At 38.7% G+C, this 19,733-nt stretch carries 23 protein-coding genes and 1 pseudogene; 23 read left to right on the top strand and 1 reads right to left on the bottom strand.

From position 1 onward, the window contains the following. The gene (locus tag H9L19_RS05920; RefSeq protein WP_187528762.1) at window positions 1-153 is read right to left on the bottom strand and encodes an aureocin A53 family class IId bacteriocin; all 153 of its coding nucleotides are present in this window, start codon (window positions 151-153) and stop codon (window positions 1-3) included. Between the two features lie 246 nt (window positions 154-399). Here H9L19_RS05920 and H9L19_RS08505 point away from each other — a divergent pair, with 246 nt between their 5' ends. The 23 genes and pseudogenes from H9L19_RS08505 to glf all read left to right on the top strand — a co-directional run bounded on the left by H9L19_RS08505 (window position 400) and on the right by glf (window position 19,719). Beyond that, window positions 400-588 (top strand): helix-turn-helix domain-containing protein, encoded by a 189-nt coding sequence (locus H9L19_RS08505; protein WP_187528763.1) that lies wholly within the window; start codon window positions 400-402, stop codon window positions 586-588. Further along, window positions 585-1,022, top strand: coding sequence for a PH domain-containing protein (locus tag H9L19_RS05930; protein ID WP_187528764.1), 438 nt, complete (start codon window positions 585-587; stop codon window positions 1,020-1,022). The genes H9L19_RS08505 and H9L19_RS05930 overlap by 4 nt, the downstream gene beginning before the upstream one ends. A 210-nt stretch (window positions 1,023-1,232) precedes the next feature. After that, window positions 1,233-1,358 (top strand): annotated as a pseudogene (locus H9L19_RS08510) (hypothetical protein); the annotation flags it as partial. A 12-nt stretch (window positions 1,359-1,370) separates the two neighbouring features. Then, the gene (locus tag H9L19_RS05935; RefSeq protein WP_243198134.1) at window positions 1,371-2,333 is read left to right on the top strand and encodes a YdbT family protein; all 963 of its coding nucleotides are present in this window, start codon (window positions 1,371-1,373) and stop codon (window positions 2,331-2,333) included. 3 nt (window positions 2,334-2,336) lie between these two features. Beyond that, window positions 2,337-3,017, top strand: a complete 681-nt coding sequence (locus H9L19_RS05940) for a hypothetical protein (protein ID WP_187528765.1) — start codon at window positions 2,337-2,339, stop codon at window positions 3,015-3,017. 2 nt (window positions 3,018-3,019) lie between these two features. Then, a complete protein-coding gene (locus tag H9L19_RS05945; protein WP_187528766.1) occupies window positions 3,020-3,385 on the top strand; it encodes an ATP-binding cassette domain-containing protein in 366 nt (121 codons plus the stop codon). A 3-nt stretch (window positions 3,386-3,388) separates the two neighbouring features. Further along, complete coding sequence (locus H9L19_RS05950) at window positions 3,389-3,877, top strand: ATP-binding cassette domain-containing protein (RefSeq protein ID WP_187528767.1); 489 nt, start codon at window positions 3,389-3,391, stop codon at window positions 3,875-3,877. Window positions 3,878-4,066: 189 nt separating this feature from the next. Beyond that, complete coding sequence (locus H9L19_RS05955; RefSeq protein WP_187528768.1) at window positions 4,067-5,377, top strand: bifunctional folylpolyglutamate synthase/dihydrofolate synthase; 1,311 nt, start codon at window positions 4,067-4,069, stop codon at window positions 5,375-5,377. 100 nt (window positions 5,378-5,477) lie between these two features. Next, window positions 5,478-6,848: a 23S rRNA (uracil(1939)-C(5))-methyltransferase RlmD gene (gene rlmD, locus H9L19_RS05960; RefSeq protein WP_187528769.1), complete on the top strand. Its 1,371-nt coding sequence runs from the start codon at window positions 5,478-5,480 to the stop codon at window positions 6,846-6,848. 248 nt (window positions 6,849-7,096) lie between these two features. After that, a complete protein-coding gene (locus H9L19_RS05965) occupies window positions 7,097-8,089 on the top strand; it encodes a Gfo/Idh/MocA family protein (protein WP_187528770.1) in 993 nt (330 codons plus the stop codon). A 38-nt stretch (window positions 8,090-8,127) separates the two neighbouring features. Then, window positions 8,128-9,483 carry a DEAD/DEAH box helicase gene (locus tag H9L19_RS05970; RefSeq protein ID WP_187528771.1) on the top strand — a complete coding sequence of 452 codons (1,356 nt, stop codon included), beginning with the start codon at window positions 8,128-8,130 and terminating at the stop codon, window positions 9,481-9,483. 121 nt (window positions 9,484-9,604) lie between these two features. After that, the gene (locus H9L19_RS05975) at window positions 9,605-10,495 is read left to right on the top strand and encodes a bifunctional 5,10-methylenetetrahydrofolate dehydrogenase/5,10-methenyltetrahydrofolate cyclohydrolase (protein WP_187528772.1); all 891 of its coding nucleotides are present in this window, start codon (window positions 9,605-9,607) and stop codon (window positions 10,493-10,495) included. Next, window positions 10,480-11,748: an exodeoxyribonuclease VII large subunit gene (xseA, locus tag H9L19_RS05980; RefSeq protein ID WP_187528773.1), complete on the top strand. Its 1,269-nt coding sequence runs from the start codon at window positions 10,480-10,482 to the stop codon at window positions 11,746-11,748. The genes H9L19_RS05975 and xseA overlap by 16 nt, the downstream gene beginning before the upstream one ends. Then, window positions 11,738-11,956, top strand: a complete 219-nt coding sequence (locus H9L19_RS05985) for an exodeoxyribonuclease VII small subunit (protein WP_276521764.1) — start codon at window positions 11,738-11,740, stop codon at window positions 11,954-11,956. Before xseA ends, H9L19_RS05985 begins: the two co-directional genes overlap by 11 nt. Window positions 11,957-11,958: 2 nt before the next feature. Then, complete coding sequence (locus H9L19_RS05990) at window positions 11,959-12,819, top strand: polyprenyl synthetase family protein (protein ID WP_243198137.1); 861 nt, start codon at window positions 11,959-11,961, stop codon at window positions 12,817-12,819. Between the two features lie 2 nt (window positions 12,820-12,821). Beyond that, window positions 12,822-13,670 carry a TlyA family RNA methyltransferase gene (locus H9L19_RS05995; RefSeq protein WP_187528774.1) on the top strand — a complete coding sequence of 283 codons (849 nt, stop codon included), beginning with the start codon at window positions 12,822-12,824 and terminating at the stop codon, window positions 13,668-13,670. Beyond that, complete coding sequence (locus H9L19_RS06000) at window positions 13,657-14,106, top strand: arginine repressor (protein WP_187528775.1); 450 nt, start codon at window positions 13,657-13,659, stop codon at window positions 14,104-14,106. The genes H9L19_RS05995 and H9L19_RS06000 overlap by 14 nt, the downstream gene beginning before the upstream one ends. A 15-nt stretch (window positions 14,107-14,121) precedes the next feature. After that, entirely contained in the window at window positions 14,122-15,804 is a 1,683-nt protein-coding gene (gene recN / locus H9L19_RS06005; protein WP_187528776.1) for a DNA repair protein RecN, read from the top strand. Between the two features lie 74 nt (window positions 15,805-15,878). Beyond that, entirely contained in the window at window positions 15,879-16,496 is a 618-nt protein-coding gene (gene gmk, locus H9L19_RS06010; protein WP_187528777.1) for a guanylate kinase, read from the top strand. Then, complete coding sequence (gene rpoZ / locus H9L19_RS06015) at window positions 16,493-16,705, top strand: DNA-directed RNA polymerase subunit omega (RefSeq protein WP_187528778.1); 213 nt, start codon at window positions 16,493-16,495, stop codon at window positions 16,703-16,705. Before gmk ends, rpoZ begins: the two co-directional genes overlap by 4 nt. Window positions 16,706-16,798: 93 nt before the next feature. After that, window positions 16,799-17,578: a DUF4422 domain-containing protein gene (locus H9L19_RS06020; RefSeq protein WP_276521765.1), complete on the top strand. Its 780-nt coding sequence runs from the start codon at window positions 16,799-16,801 to the stop codon at window positions 17,576-17,578. 12 nt (window positions 17,579-17,590) lie between these two features. Beyond that, window positions 17,591-18,490 carry a glycosyltransferase family 2 protein gene (locus H9L19_RS06025; protein ID WP_187528779.1) on the top strand — a complete coding sequence of 300 codons (900 nt, stop codon included), beginning with the start codon at window positions 17,591-17,593 and terminating at the stop codon, window positions 18,488-18,490. A 47-nt stretch (window positions 18,491-18,537) separates the two neighbouring features. Further along, on the top strand, window positions 18,538-19,719 hold the full coding sequence (glf, locus tag H9L19_RS06030; protein WP_187528780.1) for a UDP-galactopyranose mutase: 1,182 nt from the start codon (window positions 18,538-18,540) through the stop codon (window positions 19,717-19,719). Window positions 19,720-19,733: the final 14 nt, after the last annotated feature.

The following is a 19,733-nucleotide window of genomic DNA, read 5'->3' on the forward strand; positions in this document are numbered from 1 at the left end:
TTATTTAATATGTAGAATTTGCTTGATTTTGTTGATAATCCAATCAATAGCTTGGCCAGCATTTAACCATTTGATGATGGTACCAATATTGTTTTTCCCCCAGTTTAATACCGTTGACCCAGCAGCAGCTAGTGCGTCTAATATTACAGCCATATAAAATTACCTCGTTTTTTTGTTAATCATGATTACTTTATTAGTGTAACTAGTAGTAGTCGTTTTGTGTGCACTAAAACACTGACAAATGTCATTGAACTGAGACATTGATTTGATTAGGCCTAATACAAAAATGCACAGAATAGGCATAATTTCTTCATTGCGGGGGGGGGGGATAATGAACAAATATTAAATTTTTAGGAGATGTTTTATATGCTGGGTAATCAATTAAAGTGCGCACGAATTATGAAAAATTTTAAGCAAGAACAGGTGGCTGAACGACTAAATCTATCACGACAAAGTCTCTCTAAATGGGAAAATAACCACTCGCTTCCAGATGTTCACACATTGTATGAATTGTGCAATTTATACGGCCTTTCAATTGAAAAATTTTTAATTGAGAATGCAAATGAGAATACGGGAGGGTTAAGTTGATACAATTATCAGTTAATAAACAAGTCGTTTACTATGAATTGACCCGATGCATATTTTCAATGTTTTCTGGCTTAATTATCATTAGTTGTGTGGCATATTTTTTTAAATCAATTGCCGTACTCCACTTTGGTATATTTGGCATTTTCTGTTTAGATGTTGGCAACGGTGTAAAACGATTATTAATGAGACGTGCTTATCGGATGAGAGTTACTGACTCTCAGATTGGCATTCAACAAGGTATTTGGATACATAAAGAATTAGTCATTTATCGGGATAAAATATTTGCATTAAATTATAAGCAAAGTATGGTTCAAAAATGGTTTGGGTTGACGATGATTCAAATTAGGACAACGGGGTTAACATATGCGACGCCAGTGGTTAAATCTGATTCAATGTTGATCGAACAGCTGGGGTTAGTATATGCAAAAAAATAGTAAATTAATCGTTATTCAAAAATTTGTTGAAATCTTGACAATATACTTACTGAATACCCAATTTATACGCGAGTTACCAATGGGGACATTAAAAAATGTTTTACATATATCTTGTATGTTATTTATCCTGTATAAATTGTATGAATTAATAAATTACGGCTTTTTTTTAATTACCAGCTTGAAAATAAAAAAATAATTGTCAAAAAAGGTATTTTTGACAAAAACCATTTGGAAATGAATGTAAAAAACATTATTGGCTTGAACTGTCGACAATTGTGGTATTTTAAACCCTTTGGCCTTTGGCAAGCGTCGATTCAGACGGCTGGTTTGGGGGAGAATAGTCAGCTGATGTTACCAATGATATCTCAAAGCCAGGTTAATACTTTGACGGCGTTTATTGAAAAAGATGCATGTTCTATACAGTCAAAGCAAGACAATGCATCAGAATTTCAGGAAATCAAGCCTCTAAAATTGAAAAATTTGGTTAAAGCGGCATTATTATCACCAAAATACTTATTTTTCTTTGTTTTGGTTGATCGTATCCAGGCCTTGTTAAATGTCGTTGGGATACAGAAATTACCATCTTTTTTCTTACATAAGTCTGAATTGAATAAGTTGATTGGAGAGCTTGGATTGGTGATCTTGTTTGTGAGCTCAGCTTTGTTGAAGCAATATCTAGATTATCGGAATTTCAAATTAAAATTCAATGATGAAATGATTGACATTGCAAATGGTGTCCTTGCTACCAACCAAGGACATTTGAATAAAAAAGATGTCTTAGGATTACATATTAGTAAAACTGTTAGCGAACATATTTTGAACTTATCGTCAGTCGAGGTGCTTTCAAAACATAACCTGGGAGATGCAAAAACAAAAATCAATGAGGTGTTGCCATATACATCAGATGAAGGTGTTGCACAGTTATTAAGCCAGATTCTGGGTGGATGGCCTTGTCCTGATTTGGGGGATAAAAATAAAAGAGCCTTGAAAATCGTAGGAGGTCTACTAATACTCCTAGGCGTGGTTAGCCTCATTACATTTTTTGATATAAAGCGCAGTCTGATCAATTTGCTTGTTATTTGTCTACTTTTGATTTTAGTTATTCTTTTGAGTTATTTTCAGAGGGAACTCGAAATTGATGGTGACTATATAAAATATCATTTCGGTATGTTTGTACATTCTGCGTATATTGTTAAACGAAAACAAATCGAATGGATTAGACAAGTTGAAATTGGCCCTTTTATTTTGACTGAGGTGGCTATCTATTTAGACCATTTAAGACACTTTAGGGTGATTACACGAAAGAGGTGAACTATGCCAGTACTTATATGGTGTGAGATTAGAAGAGAGTTGTTGACATTTAAGAGCATCATTGTAGTCGCTTTTATTGTCAGTTTGTCGGTCTTTATTGGTGAGTTTGGGGCGAATGTAAAAGATGCTTTACCAAATGGTGATTCTTCAATCTATACGAGCTTATTTTCATTATTTGCGTTATTTGGTTTTATATTTTCGATGATGATTTTTTCAGGCATTGTAGCGTCTGAAATTGAATCTGGTACGATTCGATTGATACTACCATATTTCGACCGAAAGTTGATTTATATTGCACGGTGGCTAGCAATATTTAGTTATTTTATCTTTCTTATCATCACGTCAATTGTTATTGTTTCTTTTTTAAAAATGCAGTTTCTCATTCCTTGGGGATTGTTTGGCAAAACAGCCTGCTTTTTTGCATATTGTTCTAGTGTCGTGATGTTTGTGTCGAGTTCATTTTCAAAGGTTAAAACTGCAAATTTTATTGGTGTGCTAATTGGTATTGGGTCATTAATTGTATACATTGCTGATAGAATTGATGGACATAGTTTTTTTCATTTCCTAGATTATTTGATGCCATACCAATATATAGATAATCCTAACGGCGGATTAATTTTAGTGACTTTGAGTATAATATTCGGGTTACTGGGATGGTTTGTATTGACGAAAAAGGAAGTTTAGTAATGATAGAGGTCAAAGGATTAGATAAAAGTTTTCATGGAAATCAAATTTTAAATGGTATCAATCTTAAGGTTGATAATGGGAGGATTACCGCATTAATTGGGAAAAATGGTGCTGGTAAATCAACATTAATTGGCTGTGTTTGTCATTATTTTGAAATTGATGCGGGTAGTATTTTAAATGCAGATGTATCCGTTATGCCAGATGTCGATAATCTATATCGTGATATGACGGGACGGCAGTTTTTGAAATATATGACACGTATTAAAAGAAAAGGGACTTTTGATTATTTAAGTATGGTGAAGAGATTAGGTATTGTTGAGGAATTGGACAACAAGATCAAATCGTATTCATTTGGGATGAAATAGAAAGTGAATTTTATTCAAGCTTGTTTGGGTGATTATGACACATTTATTTTTGATGAACCGACATCTGGTGTCGATGTAGAATCCGCTGTAATAATGATGAAAATAATAAAAGAAATTAAGTCCCGAGGCGCAGCAATTTTGTTGACTTCGCATAACATTGAGGAACTACAGGAAGCTAGTGATTATATTTATTTCATTAATCAAGGTGTGATAGAACAAGCGGGTACGGTCAAAGAGATTTTAAGTTATTCACGTCATGATGCTACGGTTGAATATGTATTAGTACCTCAATCGATTGAGAAAATGGCTGCATATTTAGACGAAAGCGCAGAAAATGATTACTATATTCACGAAAATGTCATTGTCATGGCTTTCTCAAATATAAATGCGATGAATTGTTTTTTAAAGTCACTGGTATTCAATAACATAATTCTGATTGAGATTTATCAATCCAATAAGAAACTGAAAGATGTTCTTTTTGCAGCAGATTAAGTTGATGTTTTTTGTGAGACCAACGAGTATGTCAATATTAGTGCTTGATAGCGTTTTTTAACTGCTGATAATTGAATAGGCATCGATGAAAAACTGGAAATGCAGTATCTTTAATTCATTTGGTAGTACTTAACGAATGTTATCAATTTTGATATGATAAGAAAAACATTTGAATGAAGGTAGCGAATAATGATTGATGATTATCCAGCGGCAATTGCATTAATTCATGGCCGGCATAAATGGCAAAAAACAAATACATTTGCGCGGATTGCAGCCCTGCTCGCACAACTGGGTAACCCACAAAAAGGGCTAAAATACATTCATATTACCGGTACCAATGGTAAAGGTTCGGTTGCCAAAATGACAGCATCAATGCTACAGGCACATGGGTTAAATGTTGGCCTATTTACGTCACCATTTATCATGCGATTTAATGAGCGAATTCAAATCAATGGCGAGCCAATTCCAGACGCAACACTAACGCGGATTATGCAACGCATTGAACCGATTTTGCAACAAATGGATGCCACCTTTACTGATGGTGGCCCAACTGAGTTTGAAACGTTGACGGCAGCTATGTTTGTGTATTTTTCTGAACAGGATGTGGATGTCGTTGTTTTAGAAGTCGGCATTGGTGGCACTTGGGACACGACGAATATCATTAAGGATAAACTGGTTTCAGTGATTACAACGATTGGCTTAGATCATCAAAAAATTCTTGGGCAAACAATGCCTGAAATTGCTGAGCAAAAGGCCGGTATTATTCACAAAAATCGACCTACGATTATTGGAAAATTACCAGAAGCAGCTCAAGCTGTGATTCAGCAAGCGGCGGGCGAACTATTCGTGTTAGGTCAAGATTTCAGCAGTTCAAATGGTCAAATTCAACGTCCTTGGGGACAAAGTTTTGATTTCTCAGATCGGTATGGTGAGATAGCCGATATTTTTCTTGATTTAATGGGCGATTATCAACAGGATAATGCAGCAGTTGCAATTGAGACTGTTTGGGTCGTGATGCAAGCATTAGGGCGATCAATCAATGTCGCGAACATGCGAGAAGCGTTGACAACGGTTCAATGGCCAGCTAGATTTGAGAAAGTTAGTGTGCAGCCATTAATCGTTTTAGATGGTGCACATAACCCAGCGGGGATCGCAGCACTTTCGTCAACTTTACAAACGCATTTTAGCAATCGAACGATTTATTTGATGGTCGGGGTATTAGCTGATAAAAATTATCCGTTGATGTTGCACGAGTTAGCGCAAATTTCTGGTGTGAAATTAAGTGTTGTTGGTTTTCAGGCACCAAATCAACGAGAATCAATCGATCCACATCAAATTCAAATTGATTTTCCAGAGTTAAAAGTAACGACTTTTGATGATTGGCACATTGGCGTGCAAACAATAATCAGTGAGATGGATTTAGCTCAGGATATGATTGTTGTTTCAGGTTCGCTATATTTTGTATCGGAGATTCGAACGTGGTTGATGCAAAAAAAGTGAATGATTAGTGAAATGTATTCGCTCAAAGTGAGGTTCAATGGTATGATAGAAAGGTTGCAAATGAGTTGTCGACAATACCATTTGAGGAGAGAAAATTAATATGGCAAAATTTAAAGCCCCAGTAATCAAAAATCAAGAATTTGAAGCAGAAGTTGTTGATCTAACGTACCAAGGAATGGGCGTCGTCAAATTCGAAGATTTTCCAGTTTTCGTAGTGGATGCTATTCCTGGCGAAGTTGTTCGTGTGGGGATTACCAAGGTTCAAACAAATTTCGCATTTGGACGTGTCATCAAACGTTTAAAAGAATCAGATGATCGTAACCATAATGTTGATCAAGCAACGCTAACAACGGGAATCGCCCCATTAGCAAATTTGACATATGCAGCTCAGTTACGATTTAAACAAAATCAAATCGAGCAATTGTTTAAAAAAATGCATATTGATGTGCCAGTCAATGAAACCATTGGGATGGAAAATCCAATCGGTTACCGGAATAAGGCTCAAGTCCCAGTTCGAACTGTTCGGGGTGAGCTGACAACCGGATTTTACCGGCGTAACTCGCATATCCTAGTACCAATTGAAGATTACTATATTCAAGATCCAGAAATTGATAAGGCAATTGTCGTGATTCGCGACCTCATGCGCCGCTATCAGTTGGATGCTTATGATGAAGCGACTCATTCTGGTGAAATTCGAACGGTTATGGTTCGTCGTGGATATTACAGTCATGAAATGATGGTTGTCATTGTGACGCGTCGTAATAAACTACCAGTGGCAGAATTGTTAATTGAAGGGATTAAGCAAGCCTTGCCTGAAGTAAAGTCAATCATTCAAAATGTTAATTCAGAAAAGACTAACGTTATTTTGGGTAAGACGAATAAAACGTTGTGGGGTGCAGATTATATTTCAGACACGCTCTTTGGTAAAACGTTTGAAATTGGACCAATGTCATTCTATCAAGTTAATCCACAGACAACAGAAGTGCTATATGGTTTAGCAGTTGAAAAAGCGGCATTGACTGGTGATGAAATGGTGATTGACGCTTATTCTGGAATCGGAACCATTTCATTGTCAGTTGCTGATAAGGTTAAAGAAGTTATCGGCGTTGAAATTGTACCGGGTGCCGTTGCGGACGCAAAACGTAATGCAAAAATTAACGGTATCGATAACGTCAAATTTGAGTTGGGTAAAGCAGAAGAGAAAATGGTTGAATGGCAGGCGGCAGATGTCAAACCTGATGTCATTTTCGTTGATCCACCACGTAAAGGATTGACGCCTGAATTGATTACCGCTGCGACGGAAATGCAGCCAAAAAAGATTGTTTATATCTCATGTAATCCTGCTACGCTTGCACGGGATGCGGCGCAATTGATTGAATCTGGTTATCAAATTGATGGTGCCGTTCAACCAATTGATCAGTTCCCACAAACAACGCATATTGAATCAGTCACTGTTTTCTTGAAAAAGTAGTCTTGATTTGTTCTAGTAAATAAAATGAATGACGTTATTGAATGTTAATCGGTCATTGTTGTGGCAAATGATTAGTATTCAATGACGTTTTTTCATGCGTTAAAAGTATAACGGTATTTATTTTTTCGATGAGTGGTAAGGTACATGAATAATATATCTTTCTTTTGAAAATTGATGCCATAAGAATTCGAATGAATAATCAATGTTATAATTAGGTAACACATTGTAATAACGACTGGAGGATTATCATGGGATTAAAGTTGGGGATCATTGGGACGAATTGGATTACCAAAATGTTTGTTGAAGCAGCAATGGAAACACAAAAATATCAGTTGCATGCAGTTTATTCACGACATCAAACGACTGGTGAGGCATTTGCTAACGAATTTTCACATGAAATACCCGTTTTTACGAATTTAGATACCTTTCTCCAAAGTGGCATTGAAGTGGTATACATTGCGTCACCCAATCGGCTGCACTTCGAACAAGTTAAAGCAGCGCTGAACGCTGGTATTGAGGTCATCGTTGAAAAATCAGCGTTTGACAATGTACAGCAATATGAAGAAATTTATTCTTTGTTGCAACAACACCCAAAACAGCATTTATTTGAAGCTGCACGCCATGTTCATCAAGATAATTTCAAAGCAATTGAGGCGCAGGTCGCAAAAATGCCACATATTTCAGGGGCTACATTGGTCTATGAGAAATATTCTTCACGATTTGATGCCTATTTAGCAGGTGAGGTGCCAAATGTCTTGTCCCCAGAATTTTCGGCAGGGGCGTTGACAGATTTAGGTATTTATCCACTTTATGCGGCCATTAAATTGTTTGGCTTGCCAAAAGAACAATTCTATTTTGCGACAATGTTGACAACTGGTTCTGATGGTCGGGGAACTGTCATCTTAAGATATGATGACTTTGATGTCACATTGATTTTTGGTAAAGGTGCAAATTCATACTTGGCATCAGAAATTTTAGGTTATCGTGATACGATTACAATTGATAATATCGCTGAACTAAATGACATTCAGTATAATGATGGACAAGGAGAAATTGTTCAGTTAGGACAGCATGCACCGGCTAATCCAATGGTTGCTGAAGCTGAAAAATTTGCTGCCATTATGTTGAACCCTGAAGCTAACCAAGTGATTTATGATAAACTAATTCTTTTGAGTCAGCGGGTTAACTTGGTATTGACGAAATTACGACAATCAGCGGGGATTCAATTCCCGACTGATTAATAAAGAGACATAAAAAAGAGAGTAAACGGTGGTTATGAATGGATTCAAGATTTGAAGAACATCTCGAACAAGTTGGCTTTAACACACTAACGCCGATTCAACTAGCTGTCGCAGATGATTTGGTGACAGGACAGTCGATAGATGCGCTTGCACCAACTGGTACTGGAAAAACATTGGCATTTACGTGGCCAATCCTCCCCAAAATTGTACCGGGTGATGGGGAACAATTATTAGTTTTAGCGCCATCACAGGAATTAGCGATGCAAACGACACGTGTAATGCGGGAATGGGCATCAATTTTAGGCTTGAAAGTCTTAGCAGTTACCGGTGGTGCCAATGTCAAACGTCAAATTGATAGTTTGAAAAAACATCCCGAGGTACTGGTTGGAACGCCTGGTCGAGTTCATGAATTAGTGGCTAATGGTAAATTAAAGCTACAACGTTTACGGACGCTAATTGTTGATGAAGCTGATGTCTTATTACGAGAAGAAACGGCTGATCAGATTACGGACATTTGGCAATCAATCGCGGATAGTGAGATTCAGGTTGCCTTGTTTGGTGCAACTGAATTAGATGCTGGCAAGGCTGAAACAATTTTTGAACGTGTGTTTAAGCGCATTGACCAACGAGATGTCACGATACCGGTCACGATTACACATACATTTATGCCAACTGCCAATGATCAAAAAAATAAACGTTTACGACAACTAGCCAGTCGGAAAAATTTTCAAGCTATTGTTTTCTTCAATACAACTAAGGCTTTGAAAACGACGGCTAGCTTCTTGGCACATGAACATGTTGCAATGGCTACATTAGTTCGTGGCGATTCGAGTTCCACCCGGGCAACCGCACTCGCTAATTTTAGGAATGGCAAAGCTAAGTTTCTATTAACAACGGACGTGGCTGCACGTGGTTTGGATATTCAAGATTTACCAGCGGTACTTAATTTTGATGTGGCTCGAGATGGTGAAACGTATACGCATCGTGCTGGACGAACTGGCCGAATGGGGCATCAAGGTGTGGTTGTCACTTTTGGAAACGATCACGATTTGCGTGATTTAAAGCGTCAGATTCAGGTTGATATTCAGGTCATAACGCTTTCGGAGTTACTAGGGCAAGTTGGTCCGGCTGAGCAATCACAAAATGCGTCAAAAGAACGGCATTCAAAGGCGATAAATCAAAAACAAGCTACTGACGTGAAACAAAGCGTTAAATCAGAGAAGACGTTATCGCGTCAAAAAACGAGTGTTCATTCTAAACCCACATTAAAAGGACATGTTTCGCCAAAAAAGGATGACGATGAAATTTCGCCACGGCAAGCTCGTTTAGCAAAGCAAAAAAAGGCAAAACGTAGGCATCAAAAAGATAAAGGTAAGCCACGGCGAAAAGAATAGTACGATGAATTAAGCGATATTTTGTGAAAAATCATAAAATGTCGTTTTTTTAAGGCTATTTTATGTTAAAATTATGCAATAAGAATGCATAAAATTTGATGATGTGTAGCTGGAGGACGATATGGCAGAAATTATTGATGGTAAAGCAATCGCACAGCTTGTTCGACAAAAATTGGCAGAGCAAGTCGAGGTGTTAAAAACAAAAAGTATCGTTCCGGGCTTGACTGTAATTATCGTTGGCGATGATCCAGCAAGTCAAATCTATGTACGAAATAAAGAACGTGCAGCGCAAAAAGTCGGGATCGCCCATCAAACAATTCGTTTGGCCGCAGATGTAACTGAAGCGTCGCTTTTGACAATTATTAAAAAATTAAATCAGGACGATCAAGTAGATGCGATTTTAGTTCAAAGTCCATTACCAAATCATCTCAATGAGCAGCTTGTTCAAGAGACAATTAGTCCAGAAAAGGATGTTGATGGTTTTAATCCAATTAATATCGGTAAATTGTATGCGAACCGACACGAGTATTATCCAGTTGCGAACACACCAAAGGGTGTTATGACTTTATTAATGGCTCATCATGTACCATTACGAGGAAAGTTGGCGGTTGTTGTTGGCCGATCGATTTTGGTAGGGAAACCAATGCTATCGTTACTTGAAGCCGCTAATGCAAGTGTAGCGCTATTACATCGATATACACCAGACGATTTACGTCGTTCACTTTTGAAGCAGGCTGATATTGTCATTGTTGGAACCGGTATCCCCGGACTTGTAGTAGGTGACGATTTAAAATCAGGGGCGACAGTGATTGACGTTGGTATTAATCGGTTATCTGATGGGCAATTGGTTGGTGATGTCGACTTTGCTTCTGCACAAGCGGTTGCTGGTGCAATTACACCGGTTCCTGGGGGCGTTGGCCCCATGACGATTGCTACCTTATTACAAACCACGGTTGAGTTAGCTGCACAGCATCATCAAATAGAATTGGCGGACAAATGGCAGATTATTTAACAGTTACCGCATTAACAAAATATTTAAAACGAAAATTCACTGCAGATCCGTATTTGCAGCAAGTGTATTTAACAGGCGAAGTTTCAAATTTTAGGCGTCGACCTCGCCACCAATATTTTTCACTTAAAGATGATAACGCGGTTATCAATGTTACCTTGTTTCAAGGGGTGTTTAATCAACTCCCATTTGAATTAACTGACGGCATGCAAGTCAACATTATTGGCCACTTGGATTTATATGCACCTTCGGGAAATTATTCAATTTTAGTCGATAAAATTATGCCAGATGGCGTGGGTGCATTAGCACTTCAATTTGAACAATTAAAAAATAAATTACAAACTGAAGGTGTTTTTAATCAGCTACAACGCCCAATACCAAAATTTCCGCAAAAGATTGCAGTAGTGACTTCGCCAAGTGGTGCAGTCATTCGAGATATTATGACAACGGTCCAAAGGCGTTACCCAATCGCTCAGATCTTTCTATATCCAGCGGTCGTTCAAGGAAAAGGTGCTGTACCCAGTATTATTAAACAACTTCAAAAAGTTGCTATACAAGACTATGATGTCCTAATTATTGGCCGAGGTGGCGGTTCGATTGAAGACCTATGGGCATTTAATGATGAACAACTAGCACGTGAGCTAATTAAAATGCCAATGCCCATCATTAGTTCAGTGGGTCATGAAACTGATACAACGATTACTGACTTTGTTGCTGATCAACGCGCGGCGACACCGACCGCAGCGGCAGAATTAGCTACGCCAATGCAACTCATTGATGTTTGGCAAACTAATGTTGATTTGCAAGGCCGTCTAACGACTTTAATGGCGCATCGCTTACAACAAATGGATGAGCGATTAAAACGTGTTCAAAGTAGTGTTGTATTAACAAGCCCTGCACGTTTATATGAAGGTGTTAGTCAAAGATTAGATATTGCAAAACATCAGTTAGAACAAAATTTTCAGCAAATTTTAAGTCTTAAACAGCATCAGTTAGCACTAACAAATCAACGCTTGATACCTAGTGCAACGCAAAAATTAGTTCAAAATCGACAAAAATTTGGTCAATTGGTTAATGCATTAAACTTAGTCAGTCCGTTAGCGGTCTTGGCACGTGGGTATAGTGTGGTAACACAAGATGAACAGGTTGTTCGAACGGTTGATGCACTTGAGATAGATACGCAAATTAAGATTCGGGTAGCTGATGGGGATGTGAGCGCGGTTGTGACAGAAAAGAGAAAAAATAATGAGCAATAAAAGTTTTGAAGAGAATTTAGCTGAGTTAGAACAAATTGTAAGTCGTCTTGAAAAGGGCGAGGTGCCATTAGAAGAAGCGATGACTGAGTTTGAGCGGGGAACAAAGCTTTCAAAAGAACTTGCGGCAACACTGCAAAAAGCTGAAAAGAACCTTACCAAAATTGTTAATGATGACGGAACAGTTGCTGATTTTAAAGCTGAGGACTAGTTGTGGATTTTAAAAATTTTTCAAATAAGTATCACCCTTTGATTGAAATGACCTTAGAGCATGAGTTATTGAAAGATGTTGTGGCTGGCGATTTACAACGAGCAATGAGCTATGCAGTATTAGCAGGTGGCAAACGCTTACGCCCATTGTTAACATTGGCTGTTAGCCAGACATTTGGCGTGGCACCGGAAAAGATAGTCAAAGCGGCAAGTGCGGTTGAGTTAATGCATACCTACAGCTTGATTCATGATGATTTACCTGCAATGGACGATGATCAGACAAGACGTGGGCAACCGACAACACACATTGCATTTGGTGAGGCGATTGCTATTTTGGCTGGTGATGCTTTACAACCATTGGCATTTCAGTGGTTAATTGATCCTAATTTGCGACCAGATCAGCAGGCGGATTTAGTCATGAGCTTGGCAAAAGCCTCTGGCGGTCAAGGTATGGTTGCTGGTCAAATAGCGGATATGGCGGCAACCAATGGTGACACATTATTATTAGCTGATTTGGAGCAGTTACATCTTAAAAAGACGGGAGCGCTTTTAGCTTATTCGATGGTTGCGGGAGGCGTCATGGCTGATGTATCAAGTCGTACGCAAGAACAATTGGTTCATTTTGGACAAGCATTTGGGTTAGCTTTTCAAATTAAAGATGATTTACAAGATGGCTACCAGGATGACGATGAGAATAAGCAATCTTATCTGCAGCTCTTAGGTGCAGCAGGCGCAAAGAAGTATCTAACGAAACATGTTCAATTAGCAAAAGCTGCTTTGGCAGATTTGACAGATGAAACAGGGATTGATGTTAGTTTATTGATGTCAAGTTTGGCATATTTTGATGATATGGTGGAAAAATAGTGATGGCAGGAATTGAAAAAGAGCGAGTGGATGTTTTGGCAGTGCAACAGGGCTTGTTTACTTCGCGAGAGCAGGCAAAGCGAGCAGTTATGGCAGGTGAAATATTAGGTGAAAATGAGCAGAGAATGGATAAAGCCGGCGAAAAAATTGCTGTGACAACCGAACTCCATTTGAAAGGTGCCCCAATGCCATATGTCTCACGTGGTGGGTTTAAGTTAGAAAAAATGTTGACTGTTTTTGAGATCGACGTTTCAGATAAAACGGTATTAGATATTGGTTCGTCAACAGGTGGGTTTACTGACGTAGCCTTACAAAATGGGGCTAAGAAAGTTTATGCGCTGGACGTCGGAACAAATCAATTAGTGTGGAAGTTACGTTCAGATGAACGTGTGATTGTTATGGAAAACACTAATTTTCGCTATGCAAAACAGGCAGATTTTAAAGATGGTCAACCGGAAGTGGCCACAATTGATGTCTCATTTATTTCATTACGTTTGATTTTAGAGCCATTATCAAACATTTTAGTTGAAGGTGGTTCGGTGGCAACGTTGATCAAACCACAATTTGAAGCAGGCCGTGAAGCGGTTGGCAAACATGGTATTGTTAAGGATGCAGCAACACACTTAGCAGTGATTAATCAGGTTGCTGACTTCGCACAGTTAGCAGGATTTAGTATTGTTGGATTGGATTTTTCGCCAATTAAAGGTGGTTCAGGAAATATCGAATTTATTGCGCATTTGGTATTAGATGGGGGCATGAAAACCATTGATGCTAGAACTAGGGAACAAGTTGTTGAGGCAGCACATATGCAGTTAAATGCACATCAAGGGGAAGAAAATGGCAAGAAATAAAACTGAACGACAAGCGGATATTAAGCAAATTATCAATGAAGTTCAAGTACAAACGCAAGAGGAACTCGTTGAATTACTCAATGCCCGTGGTTGGGATGTCACACAAGCGACCGTTTCAAGAGATATTGCAAGTATGCAATTAGTCAAGGTACCATTGGACGCTGGTGGTTTTGCTTATGGTCTCATGAATGGCGCTGACTATCTATCGCAAATTGGAGCGATTATGGTTGAAAAAAGTACAACCTTGCGCGTTCAAGCTAATATGGTCATGATTCGAGTCGTACCAGGAACTGGGCCGGCGATAAAGACAGCCATTGAAGAAGTCAATTTTCCTGAAGTCTTTGGTATCATTGGTGATGACGCTGGGGTGCTAATCATTACAACCGAGAAAACAACTGGGGCTGAATTTGCAAAAAAATTACGTCAATTAAAATAATTCAGAGGTGAGCGCATGCTACAAGAACTATCGATTAGAGATTTTGCGATTATATCACAATTGGAGTTGAGCTTTGAGCAAGGAATGACGGTCTTAACTGGTGAAACCGGCGCAGGTAAATCGATTATTATTGACGCGGTGAGTTTGTTAGTTGGGGGACGTAGTTCTTCAGATTTTATTCGAGAAGGTGCGAAAAAAGCTGTTTTACAAGGTGTTTTCGCATTTGATTCATCACCAGAATTAGAGCAAACGTTGTTATGTTATGGGATCGAATTAACTGATATGCAATTGGTTATCAGTCGTGAAATTCATTTAAATGGGCGAAATGTCATTCGAATTAACGGTACATTGATTACAGCAACCATTCTACGTGAGATTGGTCAGCATTTAGTGGATATTCAAGGGCAAAATGAGCATCAGGAGTTAATGCGTGTTGAACGTCATGGGGAACTACTTGATCAATACGCAGCCAAGGTCATTTTGCCTTTAAGAGCTAAGTATGGTGCGGCATATCAAGAATATCAGCAATTGCAAAAAACACTCAATAAACGTCAAGCTAATGAACAGGCTTTCGCCCAACGATTAGATATGTTGACGTACCAAGTTAATGAATTACAAGATGCGCAACTTATTAGTGGGGAAGAAGAAACTTTAACGGCAGAATTTCAAGAGCTTTCGAATTTTCAAGATGTTTTAGAAGCGCTTTCGACAGCCCATGAAGCTTTAGCTGGTGAGTGGGATGGCAATGGCTTGGACGTTGTTTCAAAAGCGATGTCTGCTTTAGAAACCATTGAGGAACTTAGTGGCCGGTATCAAACCCTAGCTCAGAATGTTCGAGATGCCTATTTTGAGTTACAAGAAGCCTCTTCGGACATTCTGTCAGTTCGAGACAGCATGACTTTTGATGCTGAACGCCTGCAAGAAGTTACCGATCGATTGAATTTAATTCGAACGCTTGAAAATAAGTATGGTGCAACGATTGAAGATGTGTTAGCTTATCAAAACAAGATTGAAAATGAATTGACAGCAATGGGTGGCGATACCGTGGATCTAGAGACGTTGTCAACACAGGTGGCGTTACTTAAGACAAAAGCGCAGACATTAGCAGATGAATTGACTAAAAAGCGGCAAGCTGCCGCCGATGAACTGGCAATTGTTATTCATGAACAATTACGTGATCTTTATATGGAGAAAGCTGTTTTCTCGGTGAAGTTTCAATTACAACCAGCGCTGGTAAGTAGTGGTCAAGAAAGTATTGAATTTTATATTCAAACGAATCCTGGTGAAACAGCAAAACCATTGGCTAAAATAGCGTCTGGTGGTGAATTAAGTCGGATGATGTTAGCTTTAAAAACGATTTTTGCTAGAAATCAAGGGATCACATCAATTATATTTGATGAAGTTGATACAGGCGTATCTGGACGGGTTGCACAAGCGATGGCCAATAAAATTGCGACAATTGCTGAACAATCTCAAGTACTGACAATCACACATTTACCTCAAGTTGCAGCAGTAGCAAATCAACATTGGTTAATTGAAAAACATGTGACTGATGGTCGCACAATGACGACCGTTGTACCCTTGAATAATGAGCAGCGCGTTGAAGAATTAGCGCGTATGTTGTCAGGCGACAATCTCACTCAAGCTGCACGTCAGAATGCACGGGATTTACTTTCAGCGCAAAAGCATGAAATGTGAGTTGAATTTACCGCTAAAAACAGGTATGATTAATACCATTATTAAGATTAATAAAGCTAAAGGAGTGCACGTCCATGAAACGTGGTGTTTTAATTGTGCTGTCCGGCCCTTCTGGGGTAGGGAAAGGGACTGTGCGCAAAGCGTTATTTGAAGAACCAGACATTGATTTTACGTATTCAATATCAATGACAACACGTTCGCCACGTAGCGGGGAAATTGATGGAGAAGATTATTTTTTTGTGAGTCGAGAAATATTTGAGCAAAATATTCAAGATGATAATATGCTTGAATATGCCGAATATGTTGGTAATTATTATGGCACACCAAAAAGTTTTATTGATCAAACTTTGGCATCAGGCCATGATGTTTTTTTAGAAATCGATGTGCAAGGTGCGTTACAAGTTAAGGAAAAGATGCCTGAAGGGGCATATATTTTCTTAACACCGCCTGATCTTGAGGCGTTAAAGGCACGTTTGGTCGGCCGTGGGACCGATGCACCAGACGTGATTGAACGACGGGTTGGTGCTGCAACATCTGAAATCAGAATGATGGCGAATTATGATTATGCCGTTGTTAATGACGAAGTGGCATTAGCCGTCCGACGAATTAAAGATATCGTTAAAGTTGAACGGTTGCGCGTTAATCGCGTATTACCTGAATATATTGAAATGATAGAGGAGTTAGAAAAATGATTTTATATCCATCTGTAGACAAACTACTCGAAAAAGTAAACTCACGGTATAAGTTGATCGCATTAGGTGCAAAGCGCGCCCATGAATTGGAAAAGGGTAGCTTACCAACGTTAGCTAAGTTTGACTCAGTCAAGCCAATCGGACAAGCATTTGAAGAAATCGAAGCTGGTAATGTCATTGTTGATCCAAATGAACGTGAATTTGATTAATTTGTGAAATGATAGAGACGGGCTAAAACCTGTCTTTTTTAGTTGCTGGATAAATTAAGCTCCTGTAATTGGTCGAAAAGTGAAGGGATGAACATGGAAATTACAATCTTAGTTGCAGCACATCGGGCATACCCAATGCCAGAAGATAAGATTTATCAACCGATTGAGGTTGGTGCTGATTTACACGAGTCACACATACCGCGGTTTACTCTAGATAATACGGGTGAAAATATCTCAGCCGTTAATTCATTTTATAATGAATTAACGGCAACGTATTGGGCAAAACATAACTTACAATCTCAAGATGTGATTGGTTTGGCACATTATCGTCGTTTTTTAGGGCGCCGAATGGGACATCGTTATCGCGATTTGCTGACTGATAACGACATAACAAAAGCTTTGTCACAAGTCGATGTTTTGCTGCCAAGGCAGCGTAATTATGTGATTGAGACGCAAGAACAACATTATTTAAATGCACACGCGCGTTTGCCATATGATGTGATGTACCAAGTCATTCAAGAAAAATATCCGGATTACATACCGGCTTTTGAGACAATACGCCACGCCAAAAAAGCGCATCTATTTAATATGTTCATTATGAAACAAAGGGCCTTTCAACAGTATACGGACTTTTTATTTGGTGTTTTATTTGAGGTTGAGCAGCGAATCGATTTTTCAGAGTTAACTGGGCAAGATCAACGGGCATTAGGGTTCTTGGGAGAACGTCTCATGGACGTTTGGCTCTTGAAAAATCAGATGACTTATCAGGAGTTTCCCGTAGTTACAACGGAAAAAACGAATTGGTTAGTTAAAGGGTGGCATTTTTTAAAACGGCATTTTGGGCAACGACAACAAGCAAAGACACATTTTTAAAAGGGGAACAACATGACGACAAGCGCAGTTATTGTGACATATAATCGCTTACCGATGTTAAAAGAGGCAATTGCCGCATTACAGAATTCGGCTACACCGGTTGAACATATTATCGTGGTTGATAATCATTCCAATGCTGATACGCAGGCATATTTGACGAGTTTAGGCGATACGATTGATTATCTTCGTTTGGATGAAAATATTGGTGGTGCAGGTGGCTTTAATCGTGGTATTCGTTATTTTATGACAAATACAGACGATGATTTTGTATGGTTAATGGACGATGATACAATGCCCCATGCGGATACTTTGACTAATTTATTAGCGTTTGCGCAACTAGCGCATGATTTTGGTTTTTTGGCTTCAGATGTTCGTTGGACTGATGGTCATCGTGCAAAAATGAATAATCCTGCGCCTAAAAACCGGATGAAAAAAATTCCAGAAGACGCAACTCAGCCAGAAGAATTGATGAATGCAACTTTTGTCAGTCTACTCATGTCTCGTAAAATCGTGGCTGAAATTGGATTGCCAATTTCGGAATTCTTTATTTGGGGCGATGATATCGAGTATACAGAGCGTGCGGCGCGAGTTGCGCCAGGATATTTTATTCCAGCAGCAAAGGTTACACATAAAATGGCAAGTAATGTTGGCTCGAATGTTATGACTGATTCTTTAGATCGTTTGCCTAGATATTTTTATTCGTATCGAAATAAAGTGTATTATGGGGCAAAAAGACATTTTGTTGGGCATGTGAAGTCAAATGTGCGTATTTTGTTAGAGGCTTTGCAAGTGATGCTCAAACCAGGGATTGATCATCGTGGTCAACGCCTTAAGGTTTTATTTGCTGGTGTTAAAGCAGGCTGGCATTTTAAGCCGCTAGTGGAACACATTAATAACGAACAAAAAATATGATAAACTGGTATCAGGTATTTTAGAACCGATAAGGTGAGGAGAAAATAATGACATTGAACGATAAAAAATATGATTATTTAGTGGTAGGTGCAGGGCCTTATGGTTCAATTTTTGCCTATGAAGCTGCAAAACGTGGAAAGCGTTCACTGATTATTGAAAAGCGGCCACATATTGGTGGTAACATGTACACACACACTGAACATGGGATTACCGTTCATGATTTTGGCGCACATATTTTCCATACAGATAATAAAGAGGTCTGGGATTATATTCGTCAGTTCGCTGACTTTAATGGCTACCAAAATCAAGTGGTTGCAAATTATAAAGGTACTTTGTACAATTTGCCATTTAATATGAACACTTTTTACGAGATGTGGGGTACAAAAACACCGGCTGAAGCTAAAGCAAAAATTGATGCACAAAAGGCTGATGCTATGGCAGCTATGGGTGGACGTGCACCTCGTAACCTTGAAGAACAAGCGATTTCGTTGATTGGAACTGAAATTTATGAAAAGTTAATTAAGGGTTATACGGAAAAGCAATGGGGACGTCAAGCAACGGAACTACCTGCATTCATCATTAAGCGACTTCCAGTTCGATTTATTTACGATAATAATTACTTTAATCATCGTTACCAAGGAATTCCAGTTGGTGGCTACACACAAATCTTTGAAAACATGATTATGCATAATGATTTAATTGACGTACAAGTTAATGCTGATTTTTTTGCACACAAGGATGAATACTTGGCTGAATTCCCTAAAATTGTCTACACGGGTATGATTGATCAATTCTTCGATTATAAATTTGGGGAACTTGAGTACCGTTCACTTCGTTTTGAACACGAAGTCGTGGCATCAGATAATTATCAAGGAAACGCAGTTATTAACTATACTGATGCAGAAACACCATATACCCGTGTCATGGAGTGGAAACACTTTGACGGTTTGGCAGATGACGATGTGACAATTATTACGCGTGAGTACCCACAAACATGGGATCGAACAAAAGAAGCATATTATCCAGTTAATGATGAAAAAAATATGCAAATCTATAAATCTTATGCTAAAGAAGCGCGTGAACATCAAGATAAAATTCTCTTTGGTGGTCGACTAGGGCAATACCGTTATTTTGATATGGACCAAGTTATCAATGCTGCATTAAATGATGTGAGACAAGAATTTGGGGTCTCTGCTGACTTTAATTTTGCACACGATACGGAAAAATAATTAGATAGCAATAA

Source organism: Weissella diestrammenae (assembly GCF_014397255.1).
GTDB lineage: Bacteria > Bacillota > Bacilli > Lactobacillales > Lactobacillaceae > Weissella > Weissella diestrammenae.

What these genes read in the sequence shown, in the direction of transcription:
- H9L19_RS05940 (WP_187528765.1), top strand. Translation starts at nt 2,337, where the DNA reads ATGCCAGTACTTATATGGTGTGAGATTAGAAGAGAGTTGTTGACATTT.
- H9L19_RS05975 (WP_187528772.1), top strand. Translation starts at nt 9,605, where the DNA reads ATGGCAGAAATTATTGATGGTAAAGCAATCGCACAGCTTGTTCGACAA.
- H9L19_RS06000 (WP_187528775.1), top strand. Translation starts at nt 13,657, where the DNA reads ATGGCAAGAAATAAAACTGAACGACAAGCGGATATTAAGCAAATTATC.
- H9L19_RS05985 (WP_276521764.1), top strand. Translation starts at nt 11,738, where the DNA reads ATGAGCAATAAAAGTTTTGAAGAGAATTTAGCTGAGTTAGAACAAATT.
- gmk (WP_187528777.1), top strand. Translation starts at nt 15,879, where the DNA reads ATGAAACGTGGTGTTTTAATTGTGCTGTCCGGCCCTTCTGGGGTAGGG.
- H9L19_RS05935 (WP_243198134.1), top strand. Translation starts at nt 1,371, where the DNA reads ATGTTACCAATGATATCTCAAAGCCAGGTTAATACTTTGACGGCGTTT.
- H9L19_RS08505 (WP_187528763.1), top strand. Translation starts at nt 400, where the DNA reads ATGAAAAATTTTAAGCAAGAACAGGTGGCTGAACGACTAAATCTATCA.
- rlmD (WP_187528769.1), top strand. Translation starts at nt 5,478, where the DNA reads ATGGCAAAATTTAAAGCCCCAGTAATCAAAAATCAAGAATTTGAAGCA.
- H9L19_RS05945 (WP_187528766.1), top strand. Translation starts at nt 3,020, where the DNA reads ATGATAGAGGTCAAAGGATTAGATAAAAGTTTTCATGGAAATCAAATT.
- H9L19_RS06020 (WP_276521765.1), top strand. Translation starts at nt 16,799, where the DNA reads ATGGAAATTACAATCTTAGTTGCAGCACATCGGGCATACCCAATGCCA.
- H9L19_RS05995 (WP_187528774.1), top strand. Translation starts at nt 12,822, where the DNA reads ATGGCAGGAATTGAAAAAGAGCGAGTGGATGTTTTGGCAGTGCAACAG.
- H9L19_RS05920 (WP_187528762.1), bottom strand. Translation starts at nt 153, where the DNA reads ATGGCTGTAATATTAGACGCACTAGCTGCTGCTGGGTCAACGGTATTA.
- H9L19_RS05970 (WP_187528771.1), top strand. Translation starts at nt 8,128, where the DNA reads ATGGATTCAAGATTTGAAGAACATCTCGAACAAGTTGGCTTTAACACA.
- xseA (WP_187528773.1), top strand. Translation starts at nt 10,480, where the DNA reads ATGGCAGATTATTTAACAGTTACCGCATTAACAAAATATTTAAAACGA.
- H9L19_RS05965 (WP_187528770.1), top strand. Translation starts at nt 7,097, where the DNA reads ATGGGATTAAAGTTGGGGATCATTGGGACGAATTGGATTACCAAAATG.
- recN (WP_187528776.1), top strand. Translation starts at nt 14,122, where the DNA reads ATGCTACAAGAACTATCGATTAGAGATTTTGCGATTATATCACAATTG.
- H9L19_RS06025 (WP_187528779.1), top strand. Translation starts at nt 17,591, where the DNA reads ATGACGACAAGCGCAGTTATTGTGACATATAATCGCTTACCGATGTTA.
- rpoZ (WP_187528778.1), top strand. Translation starts at nt 16,493, where the DNA reads ATGATTTTATATCCATCTGTAGACAAACTACTCGAAAAAGTAAACTCA.
- glf (WP_187528780.1), top strand. Translation starts at nt 18,538, where the DNA reads ATGACATTGAACGATAAAAAATATGATTATTTAGTGGTAGGTGCAGGG.
- H9L19_RS05955 (WP_187528768.1), top strand. Translation starts at nt 4,067, where the DNA reads ATGATTGATGATTATCCAGCGGCAATTGCATTAATTCATGGCCGGCAT.